Below are 23245 nucleotides of genomic sequence, written 5' to 3' on the forward strand. Positions count from 1 at the left end.
GAGTTCCTGATGCCGTTCTGCACCGCCTGTGGCAGGCAGAACCCTGATGACGCCCGCTTCTGCTCGCAGTGCGGCACCCGCCTCGCCGAAGCCGACGCGGCGCCCGTGGCCACCGATGCCACCGCGACGATCATGTTCGGCGCTGGCGACCGTGCCGAGACCTCCGACCGCGCGCTGAGCCCGGTCGACGCTGCCGCGGTCGACGCGCTGCCGATGGGTCACGCACTGCTGGTCGTGCAGAAGGGTCCGGGAGCGGGCAGCCGCTTCCTGCTGGACGCCGACGAGGTGAGCGCCGGTCGACACCCCGAGAGCGGCATCTTCCTGGACGACGTCACCGTCTCCCGTCGCCATGCGCTGTTCCGCCGGGCCGGCGACACGTTCACGGTCGAGGACGCCGGGAGCCTCAACGGCACCTACGTCAACCGCGACCGGATCGAGAAGGCCCACCTCAAGGACAGCGACGAGGTCCAGGTCGGCAAGTACCGCCTCGTGTTCTTCGCAGGTCACGAGAACCTCTGATTCGATGGTCGCTGCCGTCGCCCGCGGTGAGCGGGAGCCGCTGCTCAACATCGGCCAGGTCCTGGACCGGCTGCGCTCGGACTTCGAGGACATCAGCATCCCGAAGATCCGCTTCCTCGAGTCCGAGGGACTGGTCAAGCCCGAGCGCACCCCGGCGGGCTACCGGAAGTTCTCGGAGGCCGACATCGTCCGGCTGCGCTACATCCTGCGGATGCAGCGTGACCACTACCTCCCGCTGAAGGTCATCGGCGAACACCTCGATGCCATGGACCGCGGCCTGGAGCCGCCGGCCGTCGAGCCGGTCGTGCCGACCGTGCCCAAGGTGGCTGTCGGCGCCGACGGCCTGCCCGCACCGGAGTCGTTCCGCCGGACCGACCGGCTCCGTCTCTCCCGCAAGGAGCTCATCAAGGTGGCCGAGATCGACCAGGCCCTGTTGGCGCAGCTCGAGGACTTCGCGCTGATCTCGCCCTCCGCGACGGGCCACTACGACACCGACGCCCTGGTCATCGCGCAGACGGCCAAGGAGCTCGCCGACTTCGGGATCGAGCCGCGCCACCTGCGGGCTTTCCGCACCGCCGCCGATCGCGAGGTCGGTCTGATCCAGCAGGTGGTGGCGCCGCGCAGAGGCCGCGACGCCGGCGCCAGTGCGCGTGCCGAGGAGGCCGTCAGCGAGATCGCGGCGCTGTCGGTGCGCCTGCACGCGACGCTCGTGAAGGCTGGCCTGCGGCGCATCTGAGCGTCCGCAAATTGCGCGCAGTAGGCTGGTGTCATGCGCGAGGTGGATGTCCTGGGAGTCCGGGTGGAGATGCCCTCCAACCAGCCGATCGTGCTGTTGCGCGAGACCTCGGGGGAGCGGTACGTCCCGATCTGGATCGGCGCGGTGGAGGCGACAGCGATCGCCTTCGCCCAGCAGGGCGTGGTTCCACCACGGCCGCTGACCCACGACCTGATGAAGGACCTGCTCGAGGCCACCGGGACCGAGCTGTCCGAAGTTAGGATCACCGCGGTCAAGGACGGCGTCTTCTTCGCCACCCTGGTGCTCGCCTCGGGGGTGGAGATCAGCGCCCGTCCCTCGGACTCGATCGCGCTGGCCCTGCGCACGGGGGCCACGATCATGTGCGCCGAGGAGGTGCTGGCCGAGGCCGGCATCGCGGCGCCCGCCGAGGAGGAGGACGAGGTCGAGGCCTTCCGCGAGTTCCTCGATCACGTCTCGGCTGACGACTTCGGTCCCGAGGAGAGCTGAGCACCCTGAGTCTCACCTTGAGGCTGAGGGTTTTTCCCGACACGCCCGGTGACGTCTTTGACCGCCCGGTCCTCGCCGCCGTACCTTGAAGACGTCGAATCACAGAGGTGCAACATCTGCGCCAGGTGAAGTGGATCCGTGGAGGACGCCGTGAACGAGCAGCAGCCCGAGAAGGTCGGTCAGGACACGACCGCGGCGACCGCTGTCGCGGAGGAGCAGGGTCTTCTCTTCACCGATGACGTCTCCCCGGTCCCCAGCGACCTGGGCTACCGCGGCCCGACCGCGTGCAACGCCGCCGGCATCACCTACCGCCAGCTCGACTACTGGGCCCGCACCGGCCTGATCGAGCCCAGCGTGCGCGGCGCCAAGGGCTCCGGATCGCAGCGGCTCTACAGCTTCCGCGACATCTTGATCCTCAAGATCATCAAGCGGCTCCTCGACGCCGGCATCTCGCTGCAGCAGATCCGCACCGCGGTGAGCCACCTTCGCGAGCGCGGCACTGACGACCTGACGCAGGTCACCCTGATGAGCGACGGCGCCTCGGTCTACGAGTGCACCAGCAACGACGAGGTCATCGACCTGCTCCAGGGCGGCCAGGGCGTGTTCGGCATCGCCATCGGCGGCGTGTGGCGCGAGATCGAGGGCACCCTCGCCCAGCTGCCGAGCGAGCACGCTGCCGAGTCCCCGGACGCGGACTCCACGGCGAGCGACGAGCTCGCCGCACGCCGCGCCGCGCGCAACGCCGGCTGATCCTCGAGCGTCATCAACGCGGTCTGCCAGCGTCGAGGTAGTAGGCTGCACCTGCTGTTTGATGCTGCGCGGGAGAGTCAGGCCCGAGCCTGCGCCGAAGGGGCAATTCCTCCCCGGAACCTCTCAGGCGCCCGGACCGTGCGGAGCAGGCAACTCTGAAGGTGCAGTGACGCACCGACAGAGGGGGAGGGCTCGATCTCTTTTCGATCCCTGAGGAAGCCTGCCTGCCATGAGTGACCCCTCCGCTGCCCCCTTCGGTCCGTTCGTACGCCGCCACATCGGCCCGGACGACGTCCAGGTCGAGACCATGCTCGATCGCCTCGGGTTCGCCTCGCTGGACGCCCTGATGGACGCGGCCGTGCCGAAGTCCATCCGTTCGACCGACACGCTGGACCTGCCGGCGGCCGCCGACGAGGAGACCACGGCGGCCGAGCTCCGTGCGCTGGCGGCGGCGAACGTCCCGGGTGAGCCGATGATCGGCCTCGGCTACCACGCCACGGTGACGCCGGCCGTGATCCGCCGCAACCTGCTCGAGGACCCGAGCTGGTACACCGCCTACACGCCGTACCAGCCGGAGATCTCGCAGGGGCGTCTCGAGGCACTGATCAACTTCCAGACGATGGTGGCGGACCTGACCGGTCTCACCACGGCGGGCTCCTCGCTGCTCGACGAGGGCACGGCGGCGGCCGAGGCGGTCGCCCTGGCCTTCCGGGCCAACCGCAAGGCGTCCGGTCCCTTCGTGATCGACGCCGACGCGCTGCCGCAGACGATCGACGTCGTGCGCACCCGCGCCGAGGGGATCGGGATCGAGATCCTCGTCGCCGACCTGACCGAGGGCCTGCCCGACGGCGAGGTGTCCGGCGTCCTGGTGCAGTACCCCGGTGCCTCGGGCCGGATCGTGGACCTCAAGCCGGTCATCGACGCCGTCCACGAGCGCGGCGGGCTGGCCGTGGTCGCGGCCGATCTCCTGGCCCTCACCCTGCTGGAGGCGCCGGGCACGCTCGGTGCCGACGTGGTCGTCGGCTCCGCGCAGCGCTTCGGCGTCCCGCTCTTCTACGGCGGTCCCCATGCCGGGTTCATGGCCGTGCGCGAAGGGCTCGAGCGGCAGCTGCCGGGCCGGCTCGTGGGCGTCTCGATCGATGCCGAGGGTCGTCCGGCCTACCGGCTGGCGCTCCAGACGCGTGAGCAGCACATCCGTCGCGACAAGGCGACCTCGAACATCTGCACCGCCCAGGTCCTGCTCGCCGTGACCGCCGGCATGTACGCCGTCTACCACGGCCCTGCGGGCCTGAAGGCGATCGCGAACCAGATCCACACCCTCGCCGGTCGGGCCGCTGCCTCCCTGCAGGCTGCGGGGCTCGACCTGGTGAACGACACCTTCTTCGACACCCTCCAGGTGCGCGTCCCCGGCCGCGCGGCCGAGGTCGTCGCGGCGGCCCGGGTCGAGGGACTCCACCTGCGCCTGGTTGACCAGGACGTCGTCGGGATCGCGTTCGGCGAGACGGCGGGCCCCGCCACCCTGCGTTCCCTTCACACCGCCTTCGGTGTCACTCCAGGGGAGGCCACCCCGACCGCGGGACTCCCGACCGACCTGGCGCGGACCACGGACTACCTCACCCACCCGGTGTTCTCCTCGCACCACAGCGAGACGTCGATGCTGCGCTACCTCGCGCGCCTGGCCAACCGGGACTACGCGCTGGACCGTGGCATGATCCCGCTCGGTTCCTGCACGATGAAGCTCAACGCGACCACGGAGATGGAGCCGATCTCGCTCGCCGGCTTCGCCGGACTGCACCCGTTCGTCCCGGCGGAGGACGCCGAGGGCTACCGCCAGCTCATCGAGCAGCTCGAGGACTGGCTGGCCGAGGTCACGGGCTACGACCGCGTCTCGATCCAGCCCAACGCGGGCGCCCAGGGCGAGTTCGCCGGGATGCTCGCGATCCGGAACTACCACCGCGCCAACGGCCAGGACCAGCGCAACGTGTGCCTGATCCCGTCCTCGGCTCACGGCACCAACCCCGCTTCGGCCGTGATGGTCGGCATGAAGGTCGTCGTGGTGAAGTCGAACGACGACGGAACCGTCGACCTGGCCGACCTACGCGCCAAGTGCGAGCAGCACGCCGACACCCTGGCGGCGATCATGGTCACCTATCCCTCGACGCACGGTGTCTACGAGGAGACGATCACCGAGCTGTGCGACATCGTCCACGAGCACGGTGGACAGGTGTACGTCGACGGCGCGAACTTCAACGCACTGCTGGGCTACGCCCAGCCCGGCCGGTTCGGTGGCGACGTCTCGCACCTGAACCTGCACAAGACGTTCTGCATCCCGCACGGTGGTGGCGGCCCGGGTGTGGGCCCGGTCGCGGTCCGCGAGCACCTCGCGCCGTACCTCCCCACGCACACGCTGCACCCGGACGCAGAGCGCCGGGAGGGCACGGGCGCGATCAGTGCTGCGCCCTACGGCTCGGCCGGCATCCTGCCCATCTCGTGGGCCTACGTGCGGATGATGGGTGCCGAGGGCCTGACCCGGGCCACGGCCGTCGCGGTCCTGTCCGCCAACTACGTCGCGGCCCGCCTCGGCGAGCACTACCCGGTGCTCTACCGCGGTGAGTCCGGGCTGGTCGCCCACGAGTGCATCCTCGACCTGCGCGACATCTCCAAGGACACCGGCGTCAGCGTCGACGACGTGGCCAAGCGCCTCATCGACTACGGCTTCCACGCGCCGACGATGTCCTTCCCCGTTGCCGGCACGCTGATGGTCGAGCCGACCGAGTCCGAGGACCTGGCCGAGCTGGACCGCTTCTGCGACGCGATGATCGCGATCAAGGACGAGATCGACCGGGTCGTCGCGGGGGAGTGGGACGTCGATGGTTCGCCGCTGCACCACGCTCCGCACACCGCCCGTGCGCTCGTCGGTGACTGGGACCGGTCCTACTCCCGCGAGGTCGCGGTGTTCCCTGCCGGCATCACGGTCGACAAGTACTGGCCCCCGGTGGCCCGCATCGACCAGGCCTACGGAGACCGCAACCTGGTCTGCGCCTGCCCGCCGATGGACGCCTACGCCGAGTGAGGGTCGTGCGCCAGGGGTACGACGACACGCTGGCCTCGCTCCAGGGCGCCGGTCGGCTGCCGTCGGTCTCGGCCGCCGTCGCCCGTGGTGGGGAGCCGGTGTGGCAGGGCTGCGTCTCGGCGATGCCCGGAGTGGACGTGCACTCCGCGTACCGGATCGGCTCGATCACCAAGACGATGACCGCCGTCCTCGTCCTGCAGCTGCGGGACGAAGGACGGTGCTCGCTCGACGAACCGATCGGGCGATTCGTCCCCGAGGCGGGCTACGCCGAGGTCACGCTCCGGGAGCTGCTGGCGCACACCGGCGGCCTGCAGAGCGAGCCGGTCGGTCCATGGTGGGAACGGGTCGACGGCCCTGCGGTGGCGGAGCTGCTCCTGGCCAACGACGGGTCCGGCCGGGTGGCCGGTCGCGGGGAGTTCTTCCACTACTCCAACCTCGGGTTCGCCCTCCTGGGCGAGGCGGTGGCCCGGCTGCGGGGCCAGACGTGGTGGGACGCGGTCCGCGCACGCGTGCTGGAGCCGCTGGCGATGACCGCCACGTCGTACGGTCCGCCGACCCACCACGCTCCGGGACACAGTGTCGACCAGTTCGCCCACACCCTCAGCGCCGAGCCGCACGCGGACACCGGTGCGATGGCACCCGCCGGGCAGCTCTGGAGCACTGTCGCCGACCTGCTCCGGTGGGCCGACTTCCTCGCCGCGGGTCACCCCGGCGTGCTGGGTGCGGACACCCTTGCGGAGATGGCGACCCACGCCGAGCCCGCTGACGCCTACGGCCTGGGTCTTCGCCTGCTGGACGTGGGCGCGCGCGCCATGGTGGGTCACACCGGTTCGATGCCCGGTTTCCAGGCGTCCCTCTTCGTCGACCGCGCCACGAGGGATGCCGTGGCCGTGCTGACCAACGCGACCACCGGCCTGCGCGCCGAGCACGCGCCGGGTGCGTTCCTCGACGGCGCAGTGGCGCCCGCCCCGCCGTGGACGCCGCCGTGGACGCCGTCCTCCGTGCCGGTGCCGGGGCGGGTCGCCGAGGTGCTGGGCCTCTGGTTCTGGGGCAACACGGCCTTCACCTTCGAGTGGGTGGGTGGGGAGCTCCTCGCCCACGACCTGCGCACCGGCGAGCTGCACGAGCGGTTCGTCATCCGCGGGGACGACGTCGTCGGCGCGCAGGGCTACCACCGTGGCGAGCGACTGGTCACGCATCGTGATGCGGCCGGCGGGTTGCTGAGCCTGGAGTGCGCGACCTTCGTCTACACACGGGTTCCCTACGACGCCCGGGTCACGATCCCCGGTGGGCATCCGTCGCCGGAAAGACCGTGACGACGGACGCCAGTCCGAGCACGACGCTGGCCGCCAGGAGCAGCAAGGTCCCGTCGGGGAACAGGTGCGGGAACCTCGCGACCAACAGCGTGGGCACGAGCAGGTGCACCGACACCGCCACCACCCACGGCCAGGGGGTCCGTCGTACGCCCAGCGCAGCGGCGGCCAGGGCGGCCGGCGCGAGAACCAACCACGCCAGGGCGACCGCGTAGGGCAGTCCGCCGTGCCGCGCGAGCCAGGGCGCGAGGTCCCACGGCTCGATGCCGGGCCCGAGGGCCGCCACCAGCGCCGTCGCGAGCGCGATGAGGAGCACCGCGGCGCGGAGCAGCGGTCCCGGCACCGATCAGTCGATGTCGTAGGAGGAGATGCAGGACCGGCCGTCCCGCTCCTCGACCTGGACGGTCGCCGACAACTCCTCGCCGGACAGCCCGTCCTCGTCGCTGGTGGCGCGGACGTCGAAGGTGCCGGCGCTGTCGCCCACGATGTTCGAGATCTCGTAGTCGACGTCGGGGTCCTCGGTGTCCGCCTCCTCCTGGGCCGCTTCGATCAGCCGCTCGAGGTCGCGCCGGTCCTCGGCGGGCGGGGCCTCGCAGAGCAGGTCGACACCCGCCTCCACGTCGAGGTCCTCGGCGGCTTCGACGGCAGCCTCGGCCACGCCCGCGACGGTGGTCGGGTCACCGGCGGAGGCCAGGACGAGGGTGGTCACGCCACCTGCGAGGAGGAGAACGGCGGCCAGGGCTCCGGCCACGATGAGTCCGGTCTTGTTCGTCATGGTCTCCTGATGCCCCACCGGACGGCTGCCCACACCGGTTGCGGACGAGGCATGATGGACCCATGAACGAGAACACGTTCCAGTTTTGCTGGTTCCGTCGCAACGGCGACCTCTTCGACCCGCAACCGCTGGCGCAGAGCCTGTGGCGATCGGACCAGATGCACGGTGTCGCGGTGAGTGGCCTGCTGGCCCGCTGCCTGGAGCAGGCGGCGGCCGGCCGCGACGACCTCGTCCCGGCCCGCTACCACGTCGACCTGTTCCGGCCGGCCCGGATGACCGGCACGAGTGCAACGGCGACGGTCGTGCGCGAAGGCCCCCGCCTCCTGCTGATCGACGCCGTCGTGGAGCAGGAGGGCGAGGTGGTGGCCCGGGCCAGCGCCACCTTCCTCAAGCCCTCGACCAACGCGACCGGCGTCGTCTGGTCCTCTCCGGAGGACAGGCCGACGCCACCGCCGCTGGAGATCGCCCCTGACGACGTGGAGCACCACGTTCCGATCTTCTCCAGCCAGGCGCCATGGTCCGACGACTTCGGTCAGCACCAGAACGCCGGCCGCCACGCGACGTGGCACATCGCTGTTCCGATCGTGCTGGGGGAGGAGTGCACGCCCTTCCAGGCCGTCGCCTCGGTCGCCGATGCGACCAGCATGGTGACGAACTGGGGTGCCGGTGGCGTGCAGTACATCAACACCGACATCGACCTGGCGCTCTCGCGTCGGCCGAGGGGGATCTCCATCGGCCTGCGGGCCAGCGACCACCTGGCCCATGACGGCATCGCTGTCGGGACCGCCGAGGTCTTCGACCGTGACGGGTCCATCGGCACGGCGACCGTGACCTCGCTCGCCAACTCCCGCCGGACAGTCGACCTGTCCGGCGGGGTCAGCGTCGAGGGCAGTGCCTGATCGAGCTCGCCCGAGGCTGGGTCAGCCTCCGGCGATCACCACGTAGAACCGCTTGCGCGCGCCGTCCTGGGTCACGGTGCCGTCGCTGTTGCGCGGGCTGACCACGAAGTGGTTGGCGTTGTTGGTGTCGGTGGGCGCACACGCGACGATCATGGCCAGGCCGCAGATCGAGGCGGAGATCTCACCGGAGAACTCCGGGTTGGCGTCGGCCGTCGGCGCACGGCCGTTGGTGATGCCGTCCGCGTTCTGGTCGAGCTGGTTCTGCAGCGCGATCGTGGCGACGATGGCGTTGTCCGACAGGCTCTCGCCGGCGTTGATGTAGACGTTGCCCGCGGCCCGCAGCGAGTTGTCACCGCTCGGCGCGGTGTTGGCGAGCGTCGGGTAGGCCGCAGCAACGGTGAAGCCACCGGACTGGGCCTCGATCTGACCCTGGGCGTTGATCAGCACCCAGCGGGCGGGGGCGCCGTCGGTGCCGTCCTCGCCGTTGGTCCCGTCCGTTCCGTTGGTGCCATCGGTTCCGTTGGTGCCGGCCGGGCCGCGGGGACCCGTCTTGCCCCGGGGGCCGGGGACCAGGACGCCGTCGGCGAAGTCGGCCCGTCGCAGCGTTCCGTTCTTCACGTCGATCGAGCGCACGGTGTCGTTGCGGATGTCAGCAGAGCGAACCGAGTTGTCCTTGATGTCGGAGGAACCGACCTGGTTGACCGCGTAGGACGTCCCTCCGAGCGAGATGACGAGGGCGCCGACGGCGACGGCGAAGGCGGGGGTGGGCTTGCGAATGCGCATCAGGGGTTCCTCCGGAGCGAGAGTGATCTGTCACACACACTTCGGAGCGGAGCCTCCGACGGATTGGAACCAATTTCGAGGAGGGTCCCCAGGGGGCTCAGCCCGCCTCGGCCTCGTCCACGATCTCTGCCTCGGCGACGTCGAAGTCGAAGGTCAGCTCGTCACGATCGAGGTCGGCCAGGGCCGAGAACTCACTGCTCGACAACGGGCTGGGAACGTCCTCGATCTCCTTCGGTGCAGGGATCGTCGCCACCGGGTCGGCGGCGTTGAGCTTGCGCGCCGCCGGCAGGACCGAGCGCTCCAGGGAACCGGTGAAGGCGTTGTAGTCCTTCACGCTCCGCTGCAGGGAGCGACCGAGCTTGTCGACGTGCTCGGACAGCTTGAGGATGCGGCGGTAGAGCACCTGGCCGAGGTCGAAGAGCGCCTGCGCGTCCTCTGTCAGCGCCTCCTGCTTCCAGGTGAAGGCGACCGTCTTGAGCAGGCCCCAGAGGTTGGTCGGCGTCGCCAGGACGATGCCCTGCTTGAACGCGTGCTCCTGCAACGAGGGATCCACCTCGAGCGCGGCATTGAGCAGCTGCTCGTTGGGGATGAACGCGACGGTGAACTCGGGGCTGGTGGTCAGGCCGGTCCAGTAGCCCTTGCGGGACAGGACGTCGACGTGGCCGCGGACCTTGCGGGCGTGGTCCTCGAGGAGGCGCTGGCGCACCTCCGGGTCGATGCCCTCGCGGTGCGCGTCCATGAACGCGTTGTAGGGAACCTTGGCGTCGATCGCCATCTGCTTGCCGCCGGGCAGGTTGATCACCATGTCCGGGCGTCGGGCTCCGGAGTCGGCGTCCATCGAGTGCTGCAGCTCGAAGTCGACCCGGTTGAGCAGGCCCGACGTCTCGACGAGGGTGCGGAGCTGGGTCTCGCCCCAGGCGCCGCGGACCGCGTTGTTCTTCAGCACCGAGGCGAGGGTGTCGGCGGCCTTGCGGGAGTCCTCCACCGAGCGCTGCGTGTGGCGGATCTGGGCGGCCAGCTCGGTGTGCTGCTCGACCCGGGACTTCTCCAGGTCGTCGACCTTGCGCTGCATGGTGCGCAGGTGCTCGACCACGGGGGAGAGGGTCTTGAGGACCTGGGTGTGGCCGCTCTCCGCGTGCTCCTTGTCGCGCTGGGCCTGCTCGCGCTCGCGCTGGGTCTGGCGCTGGCTCTCGACGAGCGCCTTGTACTGCTCGCGCGCGTCGCCGAGCGCGGCCCGGAGGGCCTCGACCTGCGCGGCGGTGGCGGCGAGCTCCTCCTGGACGGCGGCGCGGGCGGTCGACGCCTCCTGTCGCTCCTCGGCGAGGGCGAGCTCGTGACGGGCGCGGACCAGGGCCGGGTCCTCCACGGGCACCGGCGGCTCGGCGGGCTCGGGCTGGGCGAAGGTCGCCTGACGCACCGCCCAACCGACGCCGGCTCCGAGCAGGAGACCGACGAGGAGGGCGAGGAAGATGACCATGGGGACAGTCAAACAGTGGGGCCCGACGCAATGGTGCTGGCCACGCCGAGGCGGCGCCGGAGTTCGTCCAGCCGGTCGGTCAGCCGGCGTCGTACGGCGCCCGGGAGCTCGCCCTCGAGCGCAGCGAGGGCTGCGGCGACCGTGCGGTCGTCGAGATGCGTGATGGGGAAGAAGGCCTCGACCACGACGCCCTGGACCCAGCCCTGGTGGGCCGAGATCAGCGAGGGCAGCTCGGCGAAGTAGGCCTCGGCGAAGGGACGGGTCAGCTCGCGCTGGTCCGGTCGCCACAGGCCGATGCCAGCGGCCTCGATCTCGTAGTTGGGCACCGACACCTCGCCGGTCGCGCGGGCCCAGGCGAACTCCTTGGCCTCCCGCGTCGGGAGCGAGGCCACGGCCCGGGCGTGGTGAACGGTGGCCGATCCGCTCGGTGCCTCGGCGAGGACGCGGTCGAGAGCGGCCCGATCGGTCGCGCCGATCTCGGCCAGTCGGCGGCGTGCCTTCCAGCGCAGGTCGGCGTCGGCGGAGATGCCGCGGGGCAAACCCTCGCCCTCGGCCCAGCGGGTCAGGGCCTCGGCATCGACCGAGGTGAGCACTGATGTGCGGAAGGCGGAGAGCTGGAGCTCTGATCCGGGATCGGACCGCTCGGCCGCCTCGGTCACCGCGGCGTGGAAGCGGGCGGTGCTGCCCTCGGGCGCGAGGGGGAGGGCGGTGCCGATCACCCACGGGAGCAGGCCGCGGATCCCGTCCGAGGTGTCCTGCACAGGAGGCGCGGCGACGAGGAGCTCCGCCACCGCCGCCGGGGTGACGGCTCCGTCGAAGAGTGCGAGCCGCACGCTGTTCCACATGGTCGCGCGCAGCTGCTCGCTGGGCAGGCTGGCCGCGAGCTGGGGGAGTGCGGCCATCGTGACCGCGTCAGGCGGGCACATCGCCCAGGTGGTCTCGTTGGCGTCGAGCAGGATCGGCGCGTCGCCTGCGTCGAACGGGGTCTGCGGGCCGTCGAGGACCAGCGGTTCCACCGACCAGGTCCCGTCGCGGTGGATGGCCACGTCGAGCAGGTGGCGACGCTCGGCCGGATGGGTCGGCGAGCTCGTCCGCCGGACCACTCCGGCGGACCGGTCCAGGCTCAGCACGTCGGGCTCGGGTGTCAGCAGCCAGTCCTCGACGAAGCCGCCGAGGTCGGTGCCACCGGCAGCACGCTCCCAGCTCGCGAACAGGTCGTGCATGGTCGCGTTGCCGAAGCGGTGCAGGGCGAAGTGCTCGCGCACCCCGCCGAGGAAGGCCTCGTCGCCCAGACGGGTGGCGAGCTGGCGCAGGACGTTGGAGCCGCGGGCGTAGGAGATCCCGTCGAAGTTCTGGAGGGCCGACAGTGCGTCCTCGGCAGGGTTGCCGGCGACCGGGTGCGTCGTGGGCCGGCAGTCGGCGGTGATGCCCCAGACCCGGCGGGCATAGGACTGGTGGACCCACGCGTCGTCGTACTCCGTGGCGTCGGCGACGACCCGGTAGCCGGCGTACTCGGCGAAGGACTCGTTGAGCCACAGGTCGTCCCACCACCTCGGGGTGACGATGTTGCCGAACCACTGGTGCGCCATCTCGTGGGCGACGAGAGCGGCGCGGAAGCTGCGGTCGGCCCGGCTCGCGCTGGTTCCCTCGAAGAGGAGAGGGTCGCGGATCGTCACACAACCGGGGTTCTCCATCGCACCGGCGTTGAACTCGGGGACGAAGGCCTGGTGGTAGTCGCCGAACGGGTAGCGCACCTCGAACAGACGGTGCAGCTCGTCGAAGGACTGTCGGGTCAGCGTGAACAGCTCATCGGCTTCGCGGTCGAGCGCATCGGCGAGGCTGCGGCGAGAGCTGAGGCCGAGCCTGATGCCGTCGTGCTCGGTGGAGAGGTGGTGGTAGGGGCCGGCGACCAGCGTGACGAAGTAGGTCGCCAGGGGCTCGGTCGGGCCGAGCTCCCAGCGGCGGGCTGCGCCCTCGGTGCCGACCTCGCGCGCCGGAGCGTTGCCGACGACCAGCCACTCTGCGGGCGCGGTCACGCTCATGGAGTACGGCGCCTTGAGGTCCGGCTGGTCGAAGCAGGCGAAGATCGACGGTGCAGCGTCCATGAACGACATGCCGTAGACGTAGGCGAGCCCGTCGGCGGGATCGACGGAGCGGTGCAGGCCCTCGCCGTCGTTGCGGAAGGACATCGTCGCCTCGACGACCAGCTCGTGCTCGCCGGCGGCCAGGTCCAGTGCGACGCGTCCCCGATCGAGTGTCGTCGGGTCGATCCTCGCGCCGTCGAGGGTCACGGCGTGCAGCGCACGAGGCTTGACGTCGACGAAGGTCCGCGCCGCCTCGCTCCTGAACCTGATCACGGTGCGCGACGAGAACGTCTCCGGGCCGCGGGCCAGGTCCAGCTCGACGTCGTACGACGACACGGCGAGCACGCTCGCGCGGTGCTCGGCCTCGGCGCGGGTGAGGCTGAGGAAGCCGGAGTCGCTGCTCATCGGGCCAGCGTATGGGAGCCTTCCGCCATGCGACCCTGGACCCAGGTGCCACCCCAGCAGGGGCGGCGATTCGTCATCACCGGCTCGAACGGCGGTCTCGGACTCGAGACGGCGCGGATCCTTGGCTCGCGAGGCGCGGAGATCGTCATGGCCTGCCGCAGCATCGAGCGCGGCGAGGCAGCGGCACGCACCGTGCCCGGCCACGACAAGGGGCGGATCCAGGTCCGCCAGGTCGACGTCAGCGACCTCGCCTCGGTGGACGAGTTCGTCCGGGCGTTGAGCGCCGAAGGGCGCCCGGTCGACGTACTCATCAACAACGCGGGGGTCCTGGGAGTTCCGCACGCCCTGTCCGCGGACGGGGTCGAGATGCACTTCGCGACCAACTACCTCGGCCACTTCGCGCTCACCCTCGGACTGCTGCCGTTGCTGAGGGACCGCGTCGTCGTGATCAGCTCGCGTGAGCACCGCTCGGGACGCATCGACCTCGACGACCTGGGCTGGGAGCGTCGGCCCTACCGCGCCTTCGCGGCATACGGCGACTCTAAGCTCGCCGACCTGCTGTTCATGCGTGAGCTGGACCGGCGGTTCCGGGCGGAGGGCTCCGACCTGCGCGCGGTGGCCGCCCATCCCGGCGCGTCGGCCACCGGCATCACGAGCAGCACCGGCAACGCGCTGCTCACCGCCATCGGCCACTACGGGCAGAAGCTCGTCAGCATGCCGGCCTGGCGGGGTGCGCTGTGCACGGTCTACGCCGCCACGACGGACGTCAAGGGCGGGAGCTACACGGGTCCGCACGGACGGACCGAGCTGTGGGGCTGGCCCGGACCGGCACAAATGGGCCAGGGCGCGGACGACGTCGTGCTCGCCCGCGCCCTGTGGGACCGCTCCGAGGAGCTGGTCAGCCGATCTCGACGCCGGTGAACGTCACCGGGGTGTTGGGACGGCCGCCGCCGCTCTGTGCCCAGAAGCCGTCGTTGCCGGAGGCGGTCGCCTTCGTCAGCGTGGCGAGCGAGGCGGCGTCGAGCTTGCCCCACACGGTGTAGCTCGGCGGGAACTGGCTGTCGCCGAAGACGATGAAGAACTGGCCGCCGCCGGAGTTGGGGGCGCCGGTGTTGGCCATGGCGAGGGTGCCGGCCGGGTAGGTCTCCGTGCCGTCGACCTCGTCGGGGATGGTGTAGCCGGGGCTGCTGCTTCCGGTCTTCGGGTCCGGCTGGTCGGCCTTCGGGTCGAAGTAGGGGTCGCCGCACTGCAGGAACTCGAAGCCGGGGTCGTTGCCCTGGCGGTGGCACGAGCTGTTGTCGTAGTAGCCCTGCTCGGCGAGCGAGGCGAAGGACGCGACCGTGCACGGAGCCTTGTCGGCATCGAGGGTGAGCTTCAGGTCGCCGACGGAGGTCTTGATGACTGCGGGGACCTGGCCGGTGAACGTCGAGGTCGCAGCCGGCGGCTCCACGTCGCGGGCGGCGTCACCGGTCTCGACGAAGTCGCACTGCGTCCCGCCGGAGGCGTCCGGGGCGGCGGTGGTCTCGGTCGTGGCGGCCTCGGTGGGCGCAGAGCTGGTGCCCTCGGTCGTGGGGCTGTCGTCGGTGGCCGACTTCTTGTCGTCGTCCCCGCAGGCGGAGAGGCTGGCGAGCAGGAGGAGTGCCGGGACACCGGCGAGCAGGCGTGAGCGCATGGGCCGCATCGTACGCAGGCACCCTGTGGCGGCGCGGCGTAGGTTGAAGGACATGGACCTCGGCATCCACTATGCGAACTTCACCCACCCCGACTGGCAGACCACGCTGGTGGATCGTCTCGATGCCACCGTGCGGGTGGCCGACGAGGGCGGCATCTCGCTGTTCACCGTGATGGACCACTACTTCCAGATGGTCGACTTCGGTGGGCCCTTCGAGCCGATGCTGGAGGGGTACAGCACCCTCGGCTACCTCGCAGGTCGCACCGAACGCGTCGAGCTCGGGCTGCTCGTCACCGGCGTGACCTATCGCCACCCGGGAGTGCTCGCCAAGGTCGTCTCGACCCTCGACGTGCTGTCGCGCGGTCGGGCCTGGCTCGGCATCGGTGCCGCTTGGTACGACCGTGAGCACGAGGGCCTCGGGGTGCCGTTCCCGTCCATGGCCGAGCGGTTCGAGCGGCTGGAGGAGACGATCCGGATCACCGAGCAGATGTGGAGCGACGACGACGGACCGTTCGAGGGCACGCACTTCCAGCTCGCCGAGACGATCTGCCTCCCGAAGCCGCCGCGTGGGCGGGTGCCGCTGATGATCGGCGGGCAGGGGGAGCGCAAGACGCTGCGGATGGTGGCCCAGTACGCCGACGCCTGCAACCTCTTCACCGGCGACGGCGTCGAGGGGGTCGCGCACAAGCTCGACGTGCTGCGCGGCCACTGCGACGACCTGGGACGTGACTACGACGCGATCCGCAAGACGATCCTGTGGATGGGTGACCCGGTCGCCGAGATCGACCGTTTCGTGCAGGAGACGGGGGAGTACGCCGCCCTCGGGGTCGACCTCACCGCGCTCGCGCCGCCGCTGGACGTCGACCCCGAGGCCTGGGCGACCGTCCTGGTCGAGAAGGTGCTCCCGCGGGTCGCGGAGCTCTGAGCCGCTCCGGCACACTTGGCTTCGGCTTCGCTGCCTGCGCGGCCTGAACCGAGGAGGGGAATCGGGCCATGGGCGCGACGATCAAGGTGTCCGGGCTCTCTGCCGGACACGGGGCGACGGCGCTGTTCGCCGACCTCGACCTGGTGATCGCGCCGCGCGACGTGATCGGACTCGTCGGTCCGAACGGTGCGGGCAAGTCCACCTTGCTCCGCACGCTGGCCGGCGAGCTGGTGCCCGAGGCCGGCACGGTCACGGTCGTTCCCTCCGCCGCCACCATCGGCTACCTGCCGCAGGAGACCGAGCGGCGCGAGGGTGAGACGGTGCGCGCGTTCCTGGCCCGTCGCACGGGCGTGGCGCAGGCCCAGGCAGCGTTCGATGCGGCGACCGAGGCACTCGGCTCGGAGCAGCCGGGAGCCGACGACACCTACGCCGACGCGCTCGAGCGCTGGCTCGCGCTGGGTGCCCCGGACCTCGATGAGAGGGCTGAGGCGATCGCCGCCGACGTGGGTCTGGCGGTCGACCTCGACCAGCCGATGACCTCTCTGTCCGGCGGGCAGGCGGCCCGCGCGGGGCTCGCCAGCCTGCTGCTCTCGCGCTACGACGTGTTCCTGCTCGACGAGCCCACCAACGACCTGGACCTCGACGGTCTCGCCAGGCTGGAGCGTTTCGTCGGCGACCTCGGCGAAGCGGCCGTGATCGTCAGCCACGACCGGGAGTTCCTCGCCCGCACCGTCAACCGGATCGTCGAGCTGGACCTCCACCAACGCGCGATCAACGTCTACGGCGGGGGATACGACTCCTGGTTGCAGGAGCGCGAGATCGCCCGACGCCACGCGCGCGAGGCCTATGACGAGTACGCCGGAACGGTCGCCGGGCTGCAGGCCCGCGCCAACACGCAGCGCAATTGGGCGGCGCAGGGCGTGCGCAACGCGCGACGCAGCATCAACAACGAGCCCGACAAGTCGGTACGGAGGTTCCGGGCGGAGGCCAGCGAGAAGCAGGCGTCCAAGGTCCGCCAGTCCGAGCGGGCGCTGGAGCGGCTCGAAGAGGTCGACGAACCTCGCAAGGAGTGGGAGCTGCGGATGGAGATCGCGGCGGCCCCACGATCCGGTGCGGTCACCGCCGCACTCCGGGAGGCCGTCGTACGACGCGGGGAGTTCACGTTCGGACCGGTGACCCTCGAGATCGGCTGGGCCGAGAAGGTCGCGATCACCGGTGCGAACGGCGCGGGCAAGTCCACCCTGCTCGCGGCGCTGCTCGGTCGACTGCCGCTGGACGCGGGGGAGTCGCACCTCGGTCCCGGCGTGGTCGTCGGCGAGGTCGACCAGGCCCGCCGGCTCTTCGAGGGCGATGACTCGCTGGTGGACGCCTTCCAGCGACAGGTCCCCGATCTGGCTCCGGAGCCGGTGCGCACACTGCTGGCGAAGTTCGGTCTGAAGACCGGTCACGTCGTACGGCCGGCAGCGACGTTGTCGCCCGGCGAGCGCACCCGCGCCGCCCTGGCACTGCTCCAGGCCCGGGGAGTGAACCTGCTCGTCCTCGACGAGCCGACCAACCACCTCGACCTGCCCGCCATCGAACAGCTCGAGTCGGCGCTCGCCGAGTATCCGGGGACCTTGCTGCTCGTCACGCACGACCGCCGGATGTTGGAGGCAGTCGCCACGACGCGTGAGCTGTCCGTCGCGAACGGTCGGGTCACCGAACGCAGTTGAATGTTATGTCAGGCGGCTTGGGTGGGGTCGCCGGGATCTGGCTTCCGGGAGAACTGCTGGCGGTCGGCTCGAAACGTTGCGGTTTGGTCCCAAACCGCAACGAATTGGGTCTGAAACGTGCGGTTTGGGACCAAACCGCAACGTCAGGGGAGCGTCTCGGGCAACTCGACCGTGTCGTTCCGCCGACGTGGCGCAAGGGCCTTCTGAATCAGCAACATGACATAATGTTCATTATCGGCGATATCTGAACAGGTCGTTCAGGTCCGGAGCCCGATGTGTTCGGGGGCTTTCCTGGAGGTGATGGAGGACATTGTCGAGTGCCGACCTAGTCTTCAAGGGTGCACCGCATCATCGCCCCGTTCGCCGTGGTGATCCACCTCGTCTTCGTCGGGTTCACGGTGATCGGCGGGTTCCTCGCCTGGCTGGTGGTTCCCTGGCTCGTCGTCCCTCACGTCGCGGCTGCTGCATGGGGCGGCCGGATGGCCGTGTCGCGCGCCGCCTGTCCACTGTCACGTCTGGAGAACTGGGGACGGTCGCGGACCGGACGCCCTGAGCTGCACGAGCGTGGCTTCGTCGCGCACTACTTCGAGGGCACGGTGTACCCGCATCGGTGGTCGCGCCGGATCGAGCTCGTCATCGGTGGGCTGATCGCCGGTTCCTGGCTCGGGTTCGCGCTGCGCTGATGCGCCGGATCGTGCTGGTCGAGGGCGAGAGTGACAGGGTCGCGCTCGAGACACTCGCTGCGCGGACCGGACGAGACCTCGCCACCGAGGGTGCCGAGATCGTCGTGATGGGTGGCGTCACCAACGTCCGCAGGTACGCGACGACGTACGGGCCGCGTGGTCAGGGTTTGGAGGTCGAGGGGTTGTACGACTCCCCCGACGAATCCATCATCAGACGCGGTCTGGTCGACGCCGGACTGGACGTGCCTGAGGACCTCGCGCTGATCGGGTTCCACGGCTGCGAGCCGGACCTGGAGCACGAGCTGATCCGGGCGCTCGGGACCGACGTCGTCGAGCAGGTCATCGCTGCGGAGGGCGAGACCAGGTCGCTGGACCTGTTGTTGCAGATGCCTGCCCAACGCGGCTGGACGCGGGTCGAGGTGCTGCACCGCTTCATCGGAGCGAGGTCGGGGCGCAAGGCGAGGTACGCCCGGCTCCTCGTCGAGGCGCTGGGTGAGGGGTGCGCGCCGCCACCCCTCAGGGCAGTGTTGGGGACATGGACGCCGACGTGAGCCTGCGCCGTGCCCGCAGTCCGGTGGTGATCGCCAGCACGGCGGTCGTCGTCCTGGTGGCGGGCGCTGCGCTGATCTGGACCATCCGTGACGACGACGAGACGGCCGAGGTGCGCCCGGTCGACCGGGCCCTCGCGGCGGCGATCTCCGGGACAGGGGTCACGCCGTACGTCGTCGACTTCGACGGCGCCCGCCTGCGCGACGTCCGTGTCGAGGGCGCAGAGGTGTTCCTGTCGTACGACGTGGACGACGTCCCGCTCTTCACGCTCGTGCTCGAGAAGTCGAGGCCCGGTGACCTGTGCCAGGACCACGACGACTCCCGGGGTGGGAGCTGTCTCGCCGACGGGGACCGGGTCGAGACCGAGTTCGAGGAGTTCGGGACCTTCGGCGTGCGCAGGGACGACACGATGCTGACCATGGCGAGCGTGGTCATCGAGAGTGACCCGGACATCGGTGAGCGGGCGTACGCCGCGCTGGAGGCCGCCGAGCGCGTGGGCGTCGACGACCTCGCGCGACGCTGAGCGTGGCAGGCTGGGTGACGTGGACGACGAGCTGATCATCGAACGGAGCCCGCTCCCCGCCGGCATCGATCCCCGGCTGGTCGCCCAGCTGACGTTCCTCGCCGAGGCCGACAAGCTCAAGACGATCCTCCGCGCCTCTCCCCTGGCTGCTGTCGAGCGTCGCGAGAACGATGCCGAGCACTCGTGGCATCTCGCGCTGATGGTCACCCTGCTGGCGGAGTACGCCGACGAGCCGATCGACGTCGGGCATGCGATCAAGCTCGTGATCATTCACGACCTGGTCGAGATCTACGCCGGCGACAGCCCCGTCTTCGACCCGGCCGCCGTGGTCGGCCAGCAGGAGCGCGAAGAGGCGGCCGCAGACCGACTCTTCACACTGCTCCCCCACGACCAGGCCGGGTGGGTCCGGGCGCTGTGGGACGAGTTCGAGGCGGCCGCAACGCCGGAGGCGCGGTTCTGCAAGGCGATGGACCGGCTCGAGCCGATGCTGCTCAACTGGCTGAACCGCGGTGGCACCTGGCAGATGCCCGGCGCGACCGAGACGACGGTGCGGGCGCGCGAGGCGGGCGTGGTGGCCGGCTCGACGACCCTCGGGGCCGTGACGAACCTCCTGGTCGAGGGCGGCCTGCGCAACGGGTGGATCAGGCCTGACGCTCCGGCGTCCTGACCGGAAGCAACGTGCCGCGTGACAGCGCGGTCCACACGGCCCGGGTCACGACGACCCGTCGGCCCAGCCCGAGCCGGGTCCGGTACTGCCGCACCGTCCTGGCCGTGTCGGCTCCGTAGGTGCCGTCGACGCGGACGACGCGTCGTCCGACAGCGGCATTCAGACTGCGTTGCAGACGGCGCACGTCCTCGCCACGGGCTCCCCTGCGCAGCACCGGCGTGCTGCCCTGGGACAGGAGTGCCGTCCAGGTGCGACGGTCCACCGCCCCCGTCGCCGGGAGGCCGCGCCGCTCCTGGAAGGCGCCGACCGCACGGACCGTGGTCGCGTCGTGGAGCCCCGAGGTCTTGACCGGGTGCGGCTGCCCGGGCAGCACGAGGCACTGGACCAGGCGGACGAGCGCCCCGCGGTCCCCTGAGCGGACGGGGCGGGTGCGGGCCCGGCCCGCCGCGTCGTCGCAGCCGACGGGCGCGCGCGGGTTGCTGGTGGCGCCGAGGCTGACGAAGTTCCAGTCGATCGCCATCCGGTGGCCGCCGAACTCCACCCGGGTGTCGAGGGCGTACTGGTGGACCCGGCTGGTCCGCATGTACTCCGGCGCGGCGACGTACTGGCCGGGCAGCGTCCTCGGGCGGTCGATCCACGCGTACCAGACCGCATCGGGACGGGCGTAGTCCCGATCGGTGGCGCTGAGCAGTGCGATCCCGGCGCGCACGTGGGAGTAGACGCCGGACCGGTAGCCGAGCCGGTGCACGTCGCGCGTCCACTGGTCGAGGAAGGCGAGCGAGGAGCCGCGGCAGTGGCGGCGGGCCGTGTCGAACGGCTCGAGGTCGTAGAAGAGGAGCTCCCCGGGAACGAGGCCGAGGGCGCGGGCGGCCGCCACGGCCTGCTCTGCCTCCTGGGTGGCGCGCGCCCGAGCGGCGTCGTACAGGCCACTCTTCCCCGGCCGGGCGGTGATCCGGTGGCGATAGCCGGTGCACGATGCCTGTGGTCCGACCCAGATCGGCAGGAGCTTCCAGCCGGCGCGGACCTGGTTGTCGACCCATCCCGAGGTCAGGTGCCGCTGCGGGCACGCCCGGTGGATGCCGCCGAGGTAGATGCCGACGCCGGTGAAGGGTGAGCTCGTGAGCCAGCGGTCCATCACGCCCTGCCTCGGGGCGCGGCAGGCATCGAAGGCGAAGCCGCTCCAGGCCGAGCCCGGCGGAGCCGGCGGCGGAGGTGGTGGAGGTGGGAGCTGATCCTCGGCCTCGGCGACGACCGGCGCAGCCGCCGGGTCGGCCTGGTCCGCGTCGTTGTCGTCGAACGGGCCGTAGGGCCCGGCCAGCACGAGAGCGACCGTCAGGTAGAGGGCCAGGGCGGCGCTCAGCACGACAGGCAGGGGCACGGAGCGGTCGAGGACGCGCATGGGGAGGACAATCGGCTGGGCGACAGGGTTTCCGCGATCGTAGGCGGCGGGTGGTCGCGAACCGTTGCGTGACCCACGTCACGCTGACAGCATCGCCTCATGACGGCCACCGACGCCACCCCGACCACCGACGCCGACGCGCTCGACGTCCCCACCCTCTGCGCCGCGTTCCAGAGCACGGCCGTCCTCCATGCCGACGAGGTCGCGCTCCGCACGCCCGGTGGAACACAGGAGATCACCTGGCGGGAGTACGCCGACCGGGTGCGCCGCGTCGCGGAAGGACTGGCCTCGTTGGGCGTCGCCCACGGCGACACCGTCGGCATCATGCTGACCAACCGGCCGGAGTTCGCGATCGTCGACACCGCCGCCCTGCACCTCGGTGCCGTGCCCTTCTCGATCTACAACACCTCGTCCCCGGAGCAGGCGTCCTACCTGTTCGGCAACGCCGGCAACAAGGTCGTCATCACCGAGGAGGCCTTCCTGCCACTGGTCAAGGCTGCCGGTGCGGACATCGAGACGATCGTGACCGTCGACGGCGGAGACGCCACGATGACCCTCGCCGAGCTCGAGGGCCGCACTGTCGACGGATTCGACTTCGAGGCGTCGTGGCGCAAGGTCGCCTCCGAGGACGTGCTCACGCTGATCTACACCTCCGGCACCACCGGTCCGCCGAAGGGTGTGGAGCTGACCCATGGCAGCATGCTCGCCCAGCTCCGGGGTGTGCAGGCGGTCATCCCGGCGCGGCGCGGCGAGCGGACCACGTCGTACCTCCCCGCGGCGCACGTCGCCGACCGCTGGGCCGGGCACTACTCCCCCATGGCCTTCGGCGGCACCGTCACCTATGTCGCTGACCCGAAGGCGGTCGTGGGTGCGCTGCCTGAGGTCCGGCCGACGGCCTGGGGCAGCGTGCCGCGCGTCTGGGAGAAGATCAAGGCCGCGCTCGAGGCCAAGGGGGTCACCGATCCCGGTGCTCTCCCCGAGGAGCACCGCGTGGCGGTGCGTCAGCTGCTCGGGCTCGACGACGTCCGCTTCACCGTGTCGGGTGCTGCGCCGATCGCCCCCGAGGTGCTGGAGTTCTTCGCGGCGCTCGGTGTGCCGATCTGCGAGCTGTGGGGCATGTCGGAGATCTCCTGCTGCGGGATCATCAACCCGCCCGACGACATCCGGATCGGCACGGTCGGCAAGCCGATCCCCGGCCTGGAGGTCCGCATCGCCGACGACGGCGAGCTGCTGGTGCGCGGGCCCCAGCTGATGCGTGGCTACCGCAATCAGCCGGAGAAGACGGCCGAGGCGATCGACGCCGACGGCTGGCTGCACACCGGTGACGTCGCGACCATCGACGAGGACGGCTACGTCACCATCGTGGACCGCAAGAAGGAGCTCATCATCAACGCCGGCGGCAAGAACATGTCGCCCTCCAACATCGAGCAGGTCGTCAAGGCCTCGCACGCCCTGATCGGCCAGGCGGTGGTGGTCGGCGACCGCAGGCCGTACAACGTGGCGCTCCTGGTCCTCGACCCCGACGTGTGCGCGGCCTACGCCGACCAGGCCGGACTGGCCGATGGATCGGCTCCGGCCCTGGCGCGCGACGCAGGTGTCAAGCAGCAGATCGCGGAGGCCATCGAGGCCGCGAACGCCCGCCTGTCACGGATCGAGCAGATCAAGCGCTACCGGATCCTCGAGTCGGACTGGCTGCCCGGCGGCGACGAGCTCACGCCGACGATGAAGCTCAAGCGACGACCGATCGCCGACAAGTACGCCGCTGTGATCGAGGAGTTGTACGCCGAGGGCTGA

At 70.7% G+C, this 23245-nt stretch carries 22 protein-coding genes and 1 riboswitch; of the genes, 15 read left to right on the forward strand and 7 right to left on the reverse strand.

The features are described from left to right. Positions 1-9 precede the first annotated feature (9 nt). The 6 genes from ASE01_RS18620 to ASE01_RS18645 all read left to right on the forward strand — a co-directional run bounded on the left by ASE01_RS18620 (position 10) and on the right by ASE01_RS18645 (position 6901). The gene (locus ASE01_RS18620; protein WP_056755886.1) at positions 10-519 is read left to right on the forward strand and encodes an FHA domain-containing protein; all 510 of its coding nucleotides are present in this window, start codon (positions 10-12) and stop codon (positions 517-519) included. Between the two features lie 4 nt (positions 520-523). Then, the gene (locus ASE01_RS18625) at positions 524-1255 is read left to right on the forward strand and encodes a MerR family transcriptional regulator (RefSeq protein WP_056755889.1); all 732 of its coding nucleotides are present in this window, start codon (positions 524-526) and stop codon (positions 1253-1255) included. 33 nt (positions 1256-1288) lie between these two features. After that, the gene (locus ASE01_RS18630; protein ID WP_056755891.1) at positions 1289-1762 is read left to right on the forward strand and encodes a bifunctional nuclease family protein; all 474 of its coding nucleotides are present in this window, start codon (positions 1289-1291) and stop codon (positions 1760-1762) included. Positions 1763-1912: 150 nt separating this feature from the next. Beyond that, positions 1913-2512 carry a MerR family transcriptional regulator gene (locus ASE01_RS18635; RefSeq protein WP_056756921.1) on the forward strand — a complete coding sequence of 200 codons (600 nt, stop codon included), beginning with the start codon at positions 1913-1915 and terminating at the stop codon, positions 2510-2512. Positions 2513-2571: 59 nt separating this feature from the next. Continuing rightward, positions 2572-2661: riboswitch (glycine riboswitch) on the forward strand. 80 nt (positions 2662-2741) lie between these two features. After that, positions 2742-5585 (forward strand): aminomethyl-transferring glycine dehydrogenase, encoded by a 2844-nt coding sequence (gene gcvP / locus ASE01_RS18640; protein ID WP_056755894.1) that lies wholly within the window; start codon positions 2742-2744, stop codon positions 5583-5585. A 5-nt stretch (positions 5586-5590) separates the two neighbouring features. After that, positions 5591-6901, forward strand: a complete 1311-nt coding sequence (locus ASE01_RS18645; protein ID WP_162260318.1) for a serine hydrolase domain-containing protein — start codon at positions 5591-5593, stop codon at positions 6899-6901. Here ASE01_RS18645 and ASE01_RS18650 read toward each other — a convergent pair. Together ASE01_RS18650 and ASE01_RS18655 are read right to left on the reverse strand one after the other, a co-directional pair. Then, positions 6861-7241 carry a hypothetical protein gene (locus ASE01_RS18650; protein WP_056755899.1) on the reverse strand — a complete coding sequence of 127 codons (381 nt, stop codon included), beginning with the start codon at positions 7239-7241 and terminating at the stop codon, positions 6861-6863. The genes ASE01_RS18645 and ASE01_RS18650 overlap by 41 nt on opposite strands. A 3-nt stretch (positions 7242-7244) precedes the next feature. Then, positions 7245-7673, reverse strand: a complete 429-nt coding sequence (locus tag ASE01_RS18655; RefSeq protein WP_056755901.1) for a hypothetical protein — start codon at positions 7671-7673, stop codon at positions 7245-7247. A 62-nt stretch (positions 7674-7735) separates the two neighbouring features. Between ASE01_RS18655 and ASE01_RS18660 the strand changes: the two genes are divergently transcribed. Next, a complete protein-coding gene (locus tag ASE01_RS18660) occupies positions 7736-8572 on the forward strand; it encodes an acyl-CoA thioesterase domain-containing protein (RefSeq protein ID WP_056755904.1) in 837 nt (278 codons plus the stop codon). A 21-nt stretch (positions 8573-8593) separates the two neighbouring features. Here ASE01_RS18660 and ASE01_RS18665 read toward each other — a convergent pair whose 3' ends face one another. The 3 genes from ASE01_RS18665 to pepN all read right to left on the reverse strand — a co-directional run bounded on the left by ASE01_RS18665 (position 8594) and on the right by pepN (position 13321). Beyond that, complete coding sequence (locus ASE01_RS18665) at positions 8594-9355, reverse strand: collagen-like protein (protein WP_056755907.1); 762 nt, start codon at positions 9353-9355, stop codon at positions 8594-8596. A gap of 97 nt (positions 9356-9452) precedes the next feature. Then, on the reverse strand, positions 9453-10832 hold the full coding sequence (rmuC, locus tag ASE01_RS18670; protein ID WP_056755910.1) for a DNA recombination protein RmuC: 1380 nt from the start codon (positions 10830-10832) through the stop codon (positions 9453-9455). 8 nt (positions 10833-10840) lie between these two features. Further along, positions 10841-13321 carry an aminopeptidase N gene (pepN, locus tag ASE01_RS18675; RefSeq protein ID WP_056755912.1) on the reverse strand — a complete coding sequence of 827 codons (2481 nt, stop codon included), beginning with the start codon at positions 13319-13321 and terminating at the stop codon, positions 10841-10843. Between the two features lie 27 nt (positions 13322-13348). Here pepN and ASE01_RS18680 point away from each other — a divergent pair, with 27 nt between their 5' ends. Continuing rightward, positions 13349-14242 (forward strand): oxidoreductase, encoded by an 894-nt coding sequence (locus ASE01_RS18680; RefSeq protein WP_056755914.1) that lies wholly within the window; start codon positions 13349-13351, stop codon positions 14240-14242. Here the strand turns inward: ASE01_RS18680 and ASE01_RS18685 are convergent. Beyond that, the gene (locus ASE01_RS18685) at positions 14220-14993 is read right to left on the reverse strand and encodes a peptidylprolyl isomerase (RefSeq protein ID WP_056755917.1); all 774 of its coding nucleotides are present in this window, start codon (positions 14991-14993) and stop codon (positions 14220-14222) included. The two genes, ASE01_RS18680 and ASE01_RS18685, sit on opposite strands and share 23 nt — an antisense overlap. 52 nt (positions 14994-15045) lie before the next feature. On the opposite strand from ASE01_RS18685, the gene ASE01_RS18690 reads away from it, so the two are divergent. The 6 genes from ASE01_RS18690 (at position 15046) to ASE01_RS18715 (ending at position 20052) form a co-directional block, all read left to right on the forward strand. Then, positions 15046-15918 carry an LLM class F420-dependent oxidoreductase gene (locus ASE01_RS18690; protein ID WP_056755919.1) on the forward strand — a complete coding sequence of 291 codons (873 nt, stop codon included), beginning with the start codon at positions 15046-15048 and terminating at the stop codon, positions 15916-15918. Positions 15919-15986: 68 nt separating this feature from the next. Beyond that, positions 15987-17630: an ABC-F family ATP-binding cassette domain-containing protein gene (locus ASE01_RS18695; RefSeq protein ID WP_056755921.1), complete on the forward strand. Its 1644-nt coding sequence runs from the start codon at positions 15987-15989 to the stop codon at positions 17628-17630. 338 nt (positions 17631-17968) lie between these two features. Continuing rightward, the gene (locus tag ASE01_RS18700; protein WP_056755924.1) at positions 17969-18313 is read left to right on the forward strand and encodes a DUF2784 domain-containing protein; all 345 of its coding nucleotides are present in this window, start codon (positions 17969-17971) and stop codon (positions 18311-18313) included. Next, the gene (locus ASE01_RS18705) at positions 18313-18864 is read left to right on the forward strand and encodes a TOPRIM nucleotidyl transferase/hydrolase domain-containing protein (protein ID WP_056755927.1); all 552 of its coding nucleotides are present in this window, start codon (positions 18313-18315) and stop codon (positions 18862-18864) included. Before ASE01_RS18700 ends, ASE01_RS18705 begins: the two co-directional genes overlap by 1 nt. Further along, positions 18849-19385, forward strand: coding sequence for a hypothetical protein (locus tag ASE01_RS18710; RefSeq protein WP_056755930.1), 537 nt, complete (start codon positions 18849-18851; stop codon positions 19383-19385). The genes ASE01_RS18705 and ASE01_RS18710 overlap by 16 nt, the downstream gene beginning before the upstream one ends. Before the next feature lie 19 nt (positions 19386-19404). Continuing rightward, positions 19405-20052, forward strand: a complete 648-nt coding sequence (locus tag ASE01_RS18715) for an HD domain-containing protein (RefSeq protein WP_056755932.1) — start codon at positions 19405-19407, stop codon at positions 20050-20052. Here ASE01_RS18715 and ASE01_RS18720 read toward each other — a convergent pair. Further along, positions 20027-21451 (reverse strand): glycoside hydrolase domain-containing protein, encoded by a 1425-nt coding sequence (locus tag ASE01_RS18720; RefSeq protein WP_056755935.1) that lies wholly within the window; start codon positions 21449-21451, stop codon positions 20027-20029. The two genes, ASE01_RS18715 and ASE01_RS18720, sit on opposite strands and share 26 nt — an antisense overlap. A 99-nt stretch (positions 21452-21550) precedes the next feature. Here ASE01_RS18720 and ASE01_RS18725 point away from each other — a divergent pair, with 99 nt between their 5' ends. Beyond that, positions 21551-23245 (forward strand): AMP-dependent synthetase/ligase, encoded by a 1695-nt coding sequence (locus ASE01_RS18725; protein ID WP_056755938.1) that lies wholly within the window; start codon positions 21551-21553, stop codon positions 23243-23245.

It is taken from the genome of Nocardioides sp. Root190, assembly GCF_001428565.1.
Lineage (GTDB): Bacteria > Actinomycetota > Actinomycetes > Propionibacteriales > Nocardioidaceae > Nocardioides.

What these genes read in the sequence shown, in the direction of transcription:
- ASE01_RS18620 (WP_056755886.1), top strand. Translation starts at nt 10, where the DNA reads ATGCCGTTCTGCACCGCCTGTGGCAGGCAGAACCCTGATGACGCCCGC.
- ASE01_RS18625 (WP_056755889.1), top strand. Translation starts at nt 524, where the DNA reads ATGGTCGCTGCCGTCGCCCGCGGTGAGCGGGAGCCGCTGCTCAACATC.
- ASE01_RS18630 (WP_056755891.1), top strand. Translation starts at nt 1,289, where the DNA reads ATGCGCGAGGTGGATGTCCTGGGAGTCCGGGTGGAGATGCCCTCCAAC.
- gcvP (WP_056755894.1), top strand. Translation starts at nt 2,742, where the DNA reads ATGAGTGACCCCTCCGCTGCCCCCTTCGGTCCGTTCGTACGCCGCCAC.
- ASE01_RS18655 (WP_056755901.1), bottom strand. Translation starts at nt 7,673, where the DNA reads ATGACGAACAAGACCGGACTCATCGTGGCCGGAGCCCTGGCCGCCGTT.
- ASE01_RS18660 (WP_056755904.1), top strand. Translation starts at nt 7,736, where the DNA reads ATGAACGAGAACACGTTCCAGTTTTGCTGGTTCCGTCGCAACGGCGAC.
- ASE01_RS18665 (WP_056755907.1), bottom strand. Translation starts at nt 9,355, where the DNA reads ATGCGCATTCGCAAGCCCACCCCCGCCTTCGCCGTCGCCGTCGGCGCC.
- rmuC (WP_056755910.1), bottom strand. Translation starts at nt 10,832, where the DNA reads ATGGTCATCTTCCTCGCCCTCCTCGTCGGTCTCCTGCTCGGAGCCGGC.
- pepN (WP_056755912.1), bottom strand. Translation starts at nt 13,321, where the DNA reads ATGAGCAGCGACTCCGGCTTCCTCAGCCTCACCCGCGCCGAGGCCGAG.
- ASE01_RS18680 (WP_056755914.1), top strand. Translation starts at nt 13,349, where the DNA reads ATGCGACCCTGGACCCAGGTGCCACCCCAGCAGGGGCGGCGATTCGTC.
- ASE01_RS18685 (WP_056755917.1), bottom strand. Translation starts at nt 14,993, where the DNA reads ATGCGCTCACGCCTGCTCGCCGGTGTCCCGGCACTCCTCCTGCTCGCC.
- ASE01_RS18690 (WP_056755919.1), top strand. Translation starts at nt 15,046, where the DNA reads ATGGACCTCGGCATCCACTATGCGAACTTCACCCACCCCGACTGGCAG.
- ASE01_RS18695 (WP_056755921.1), top strand. Translation starts at nt 15,987, where the DNA reads ATGGGCGCGACGATCAAGGTGTCCGGGCTCTCTGCCGGACACGGGGCG.
- ASE01_RS18705 (WP_056755927.1), top strand. Translation starts at nt 18,313, where the DNA reads ATGCGCCGGATCGTGCTGGTCGAGGGCGAGAGTGACAGGGTCGCGCTC.
- ASE01_RS18710 (WP_056755930.1), top strand. Translation starts at nt 18,849, where the DNA reads ATGGACGCCGACGTGAGCCTGCGCCGTGCCCGCAGTCCGGTGGTGATC.
- ASE01_RS18720 (WP_056755935.1), bottom strand. Translation starts at nt 21,451, where the DNA reads ATGCGCGTCCTCGACCGCTCCGTGCCCCTGCCTGTCGTGCTGAGCGCC.
- ASE01_RS18725 (WP_056755938.1), top strand. Translation starts at nt 21,551, where the DNA reads ATGACGGCCACCGACGCCACCCCGACCACCGACGCCGACGCGCTCGAC.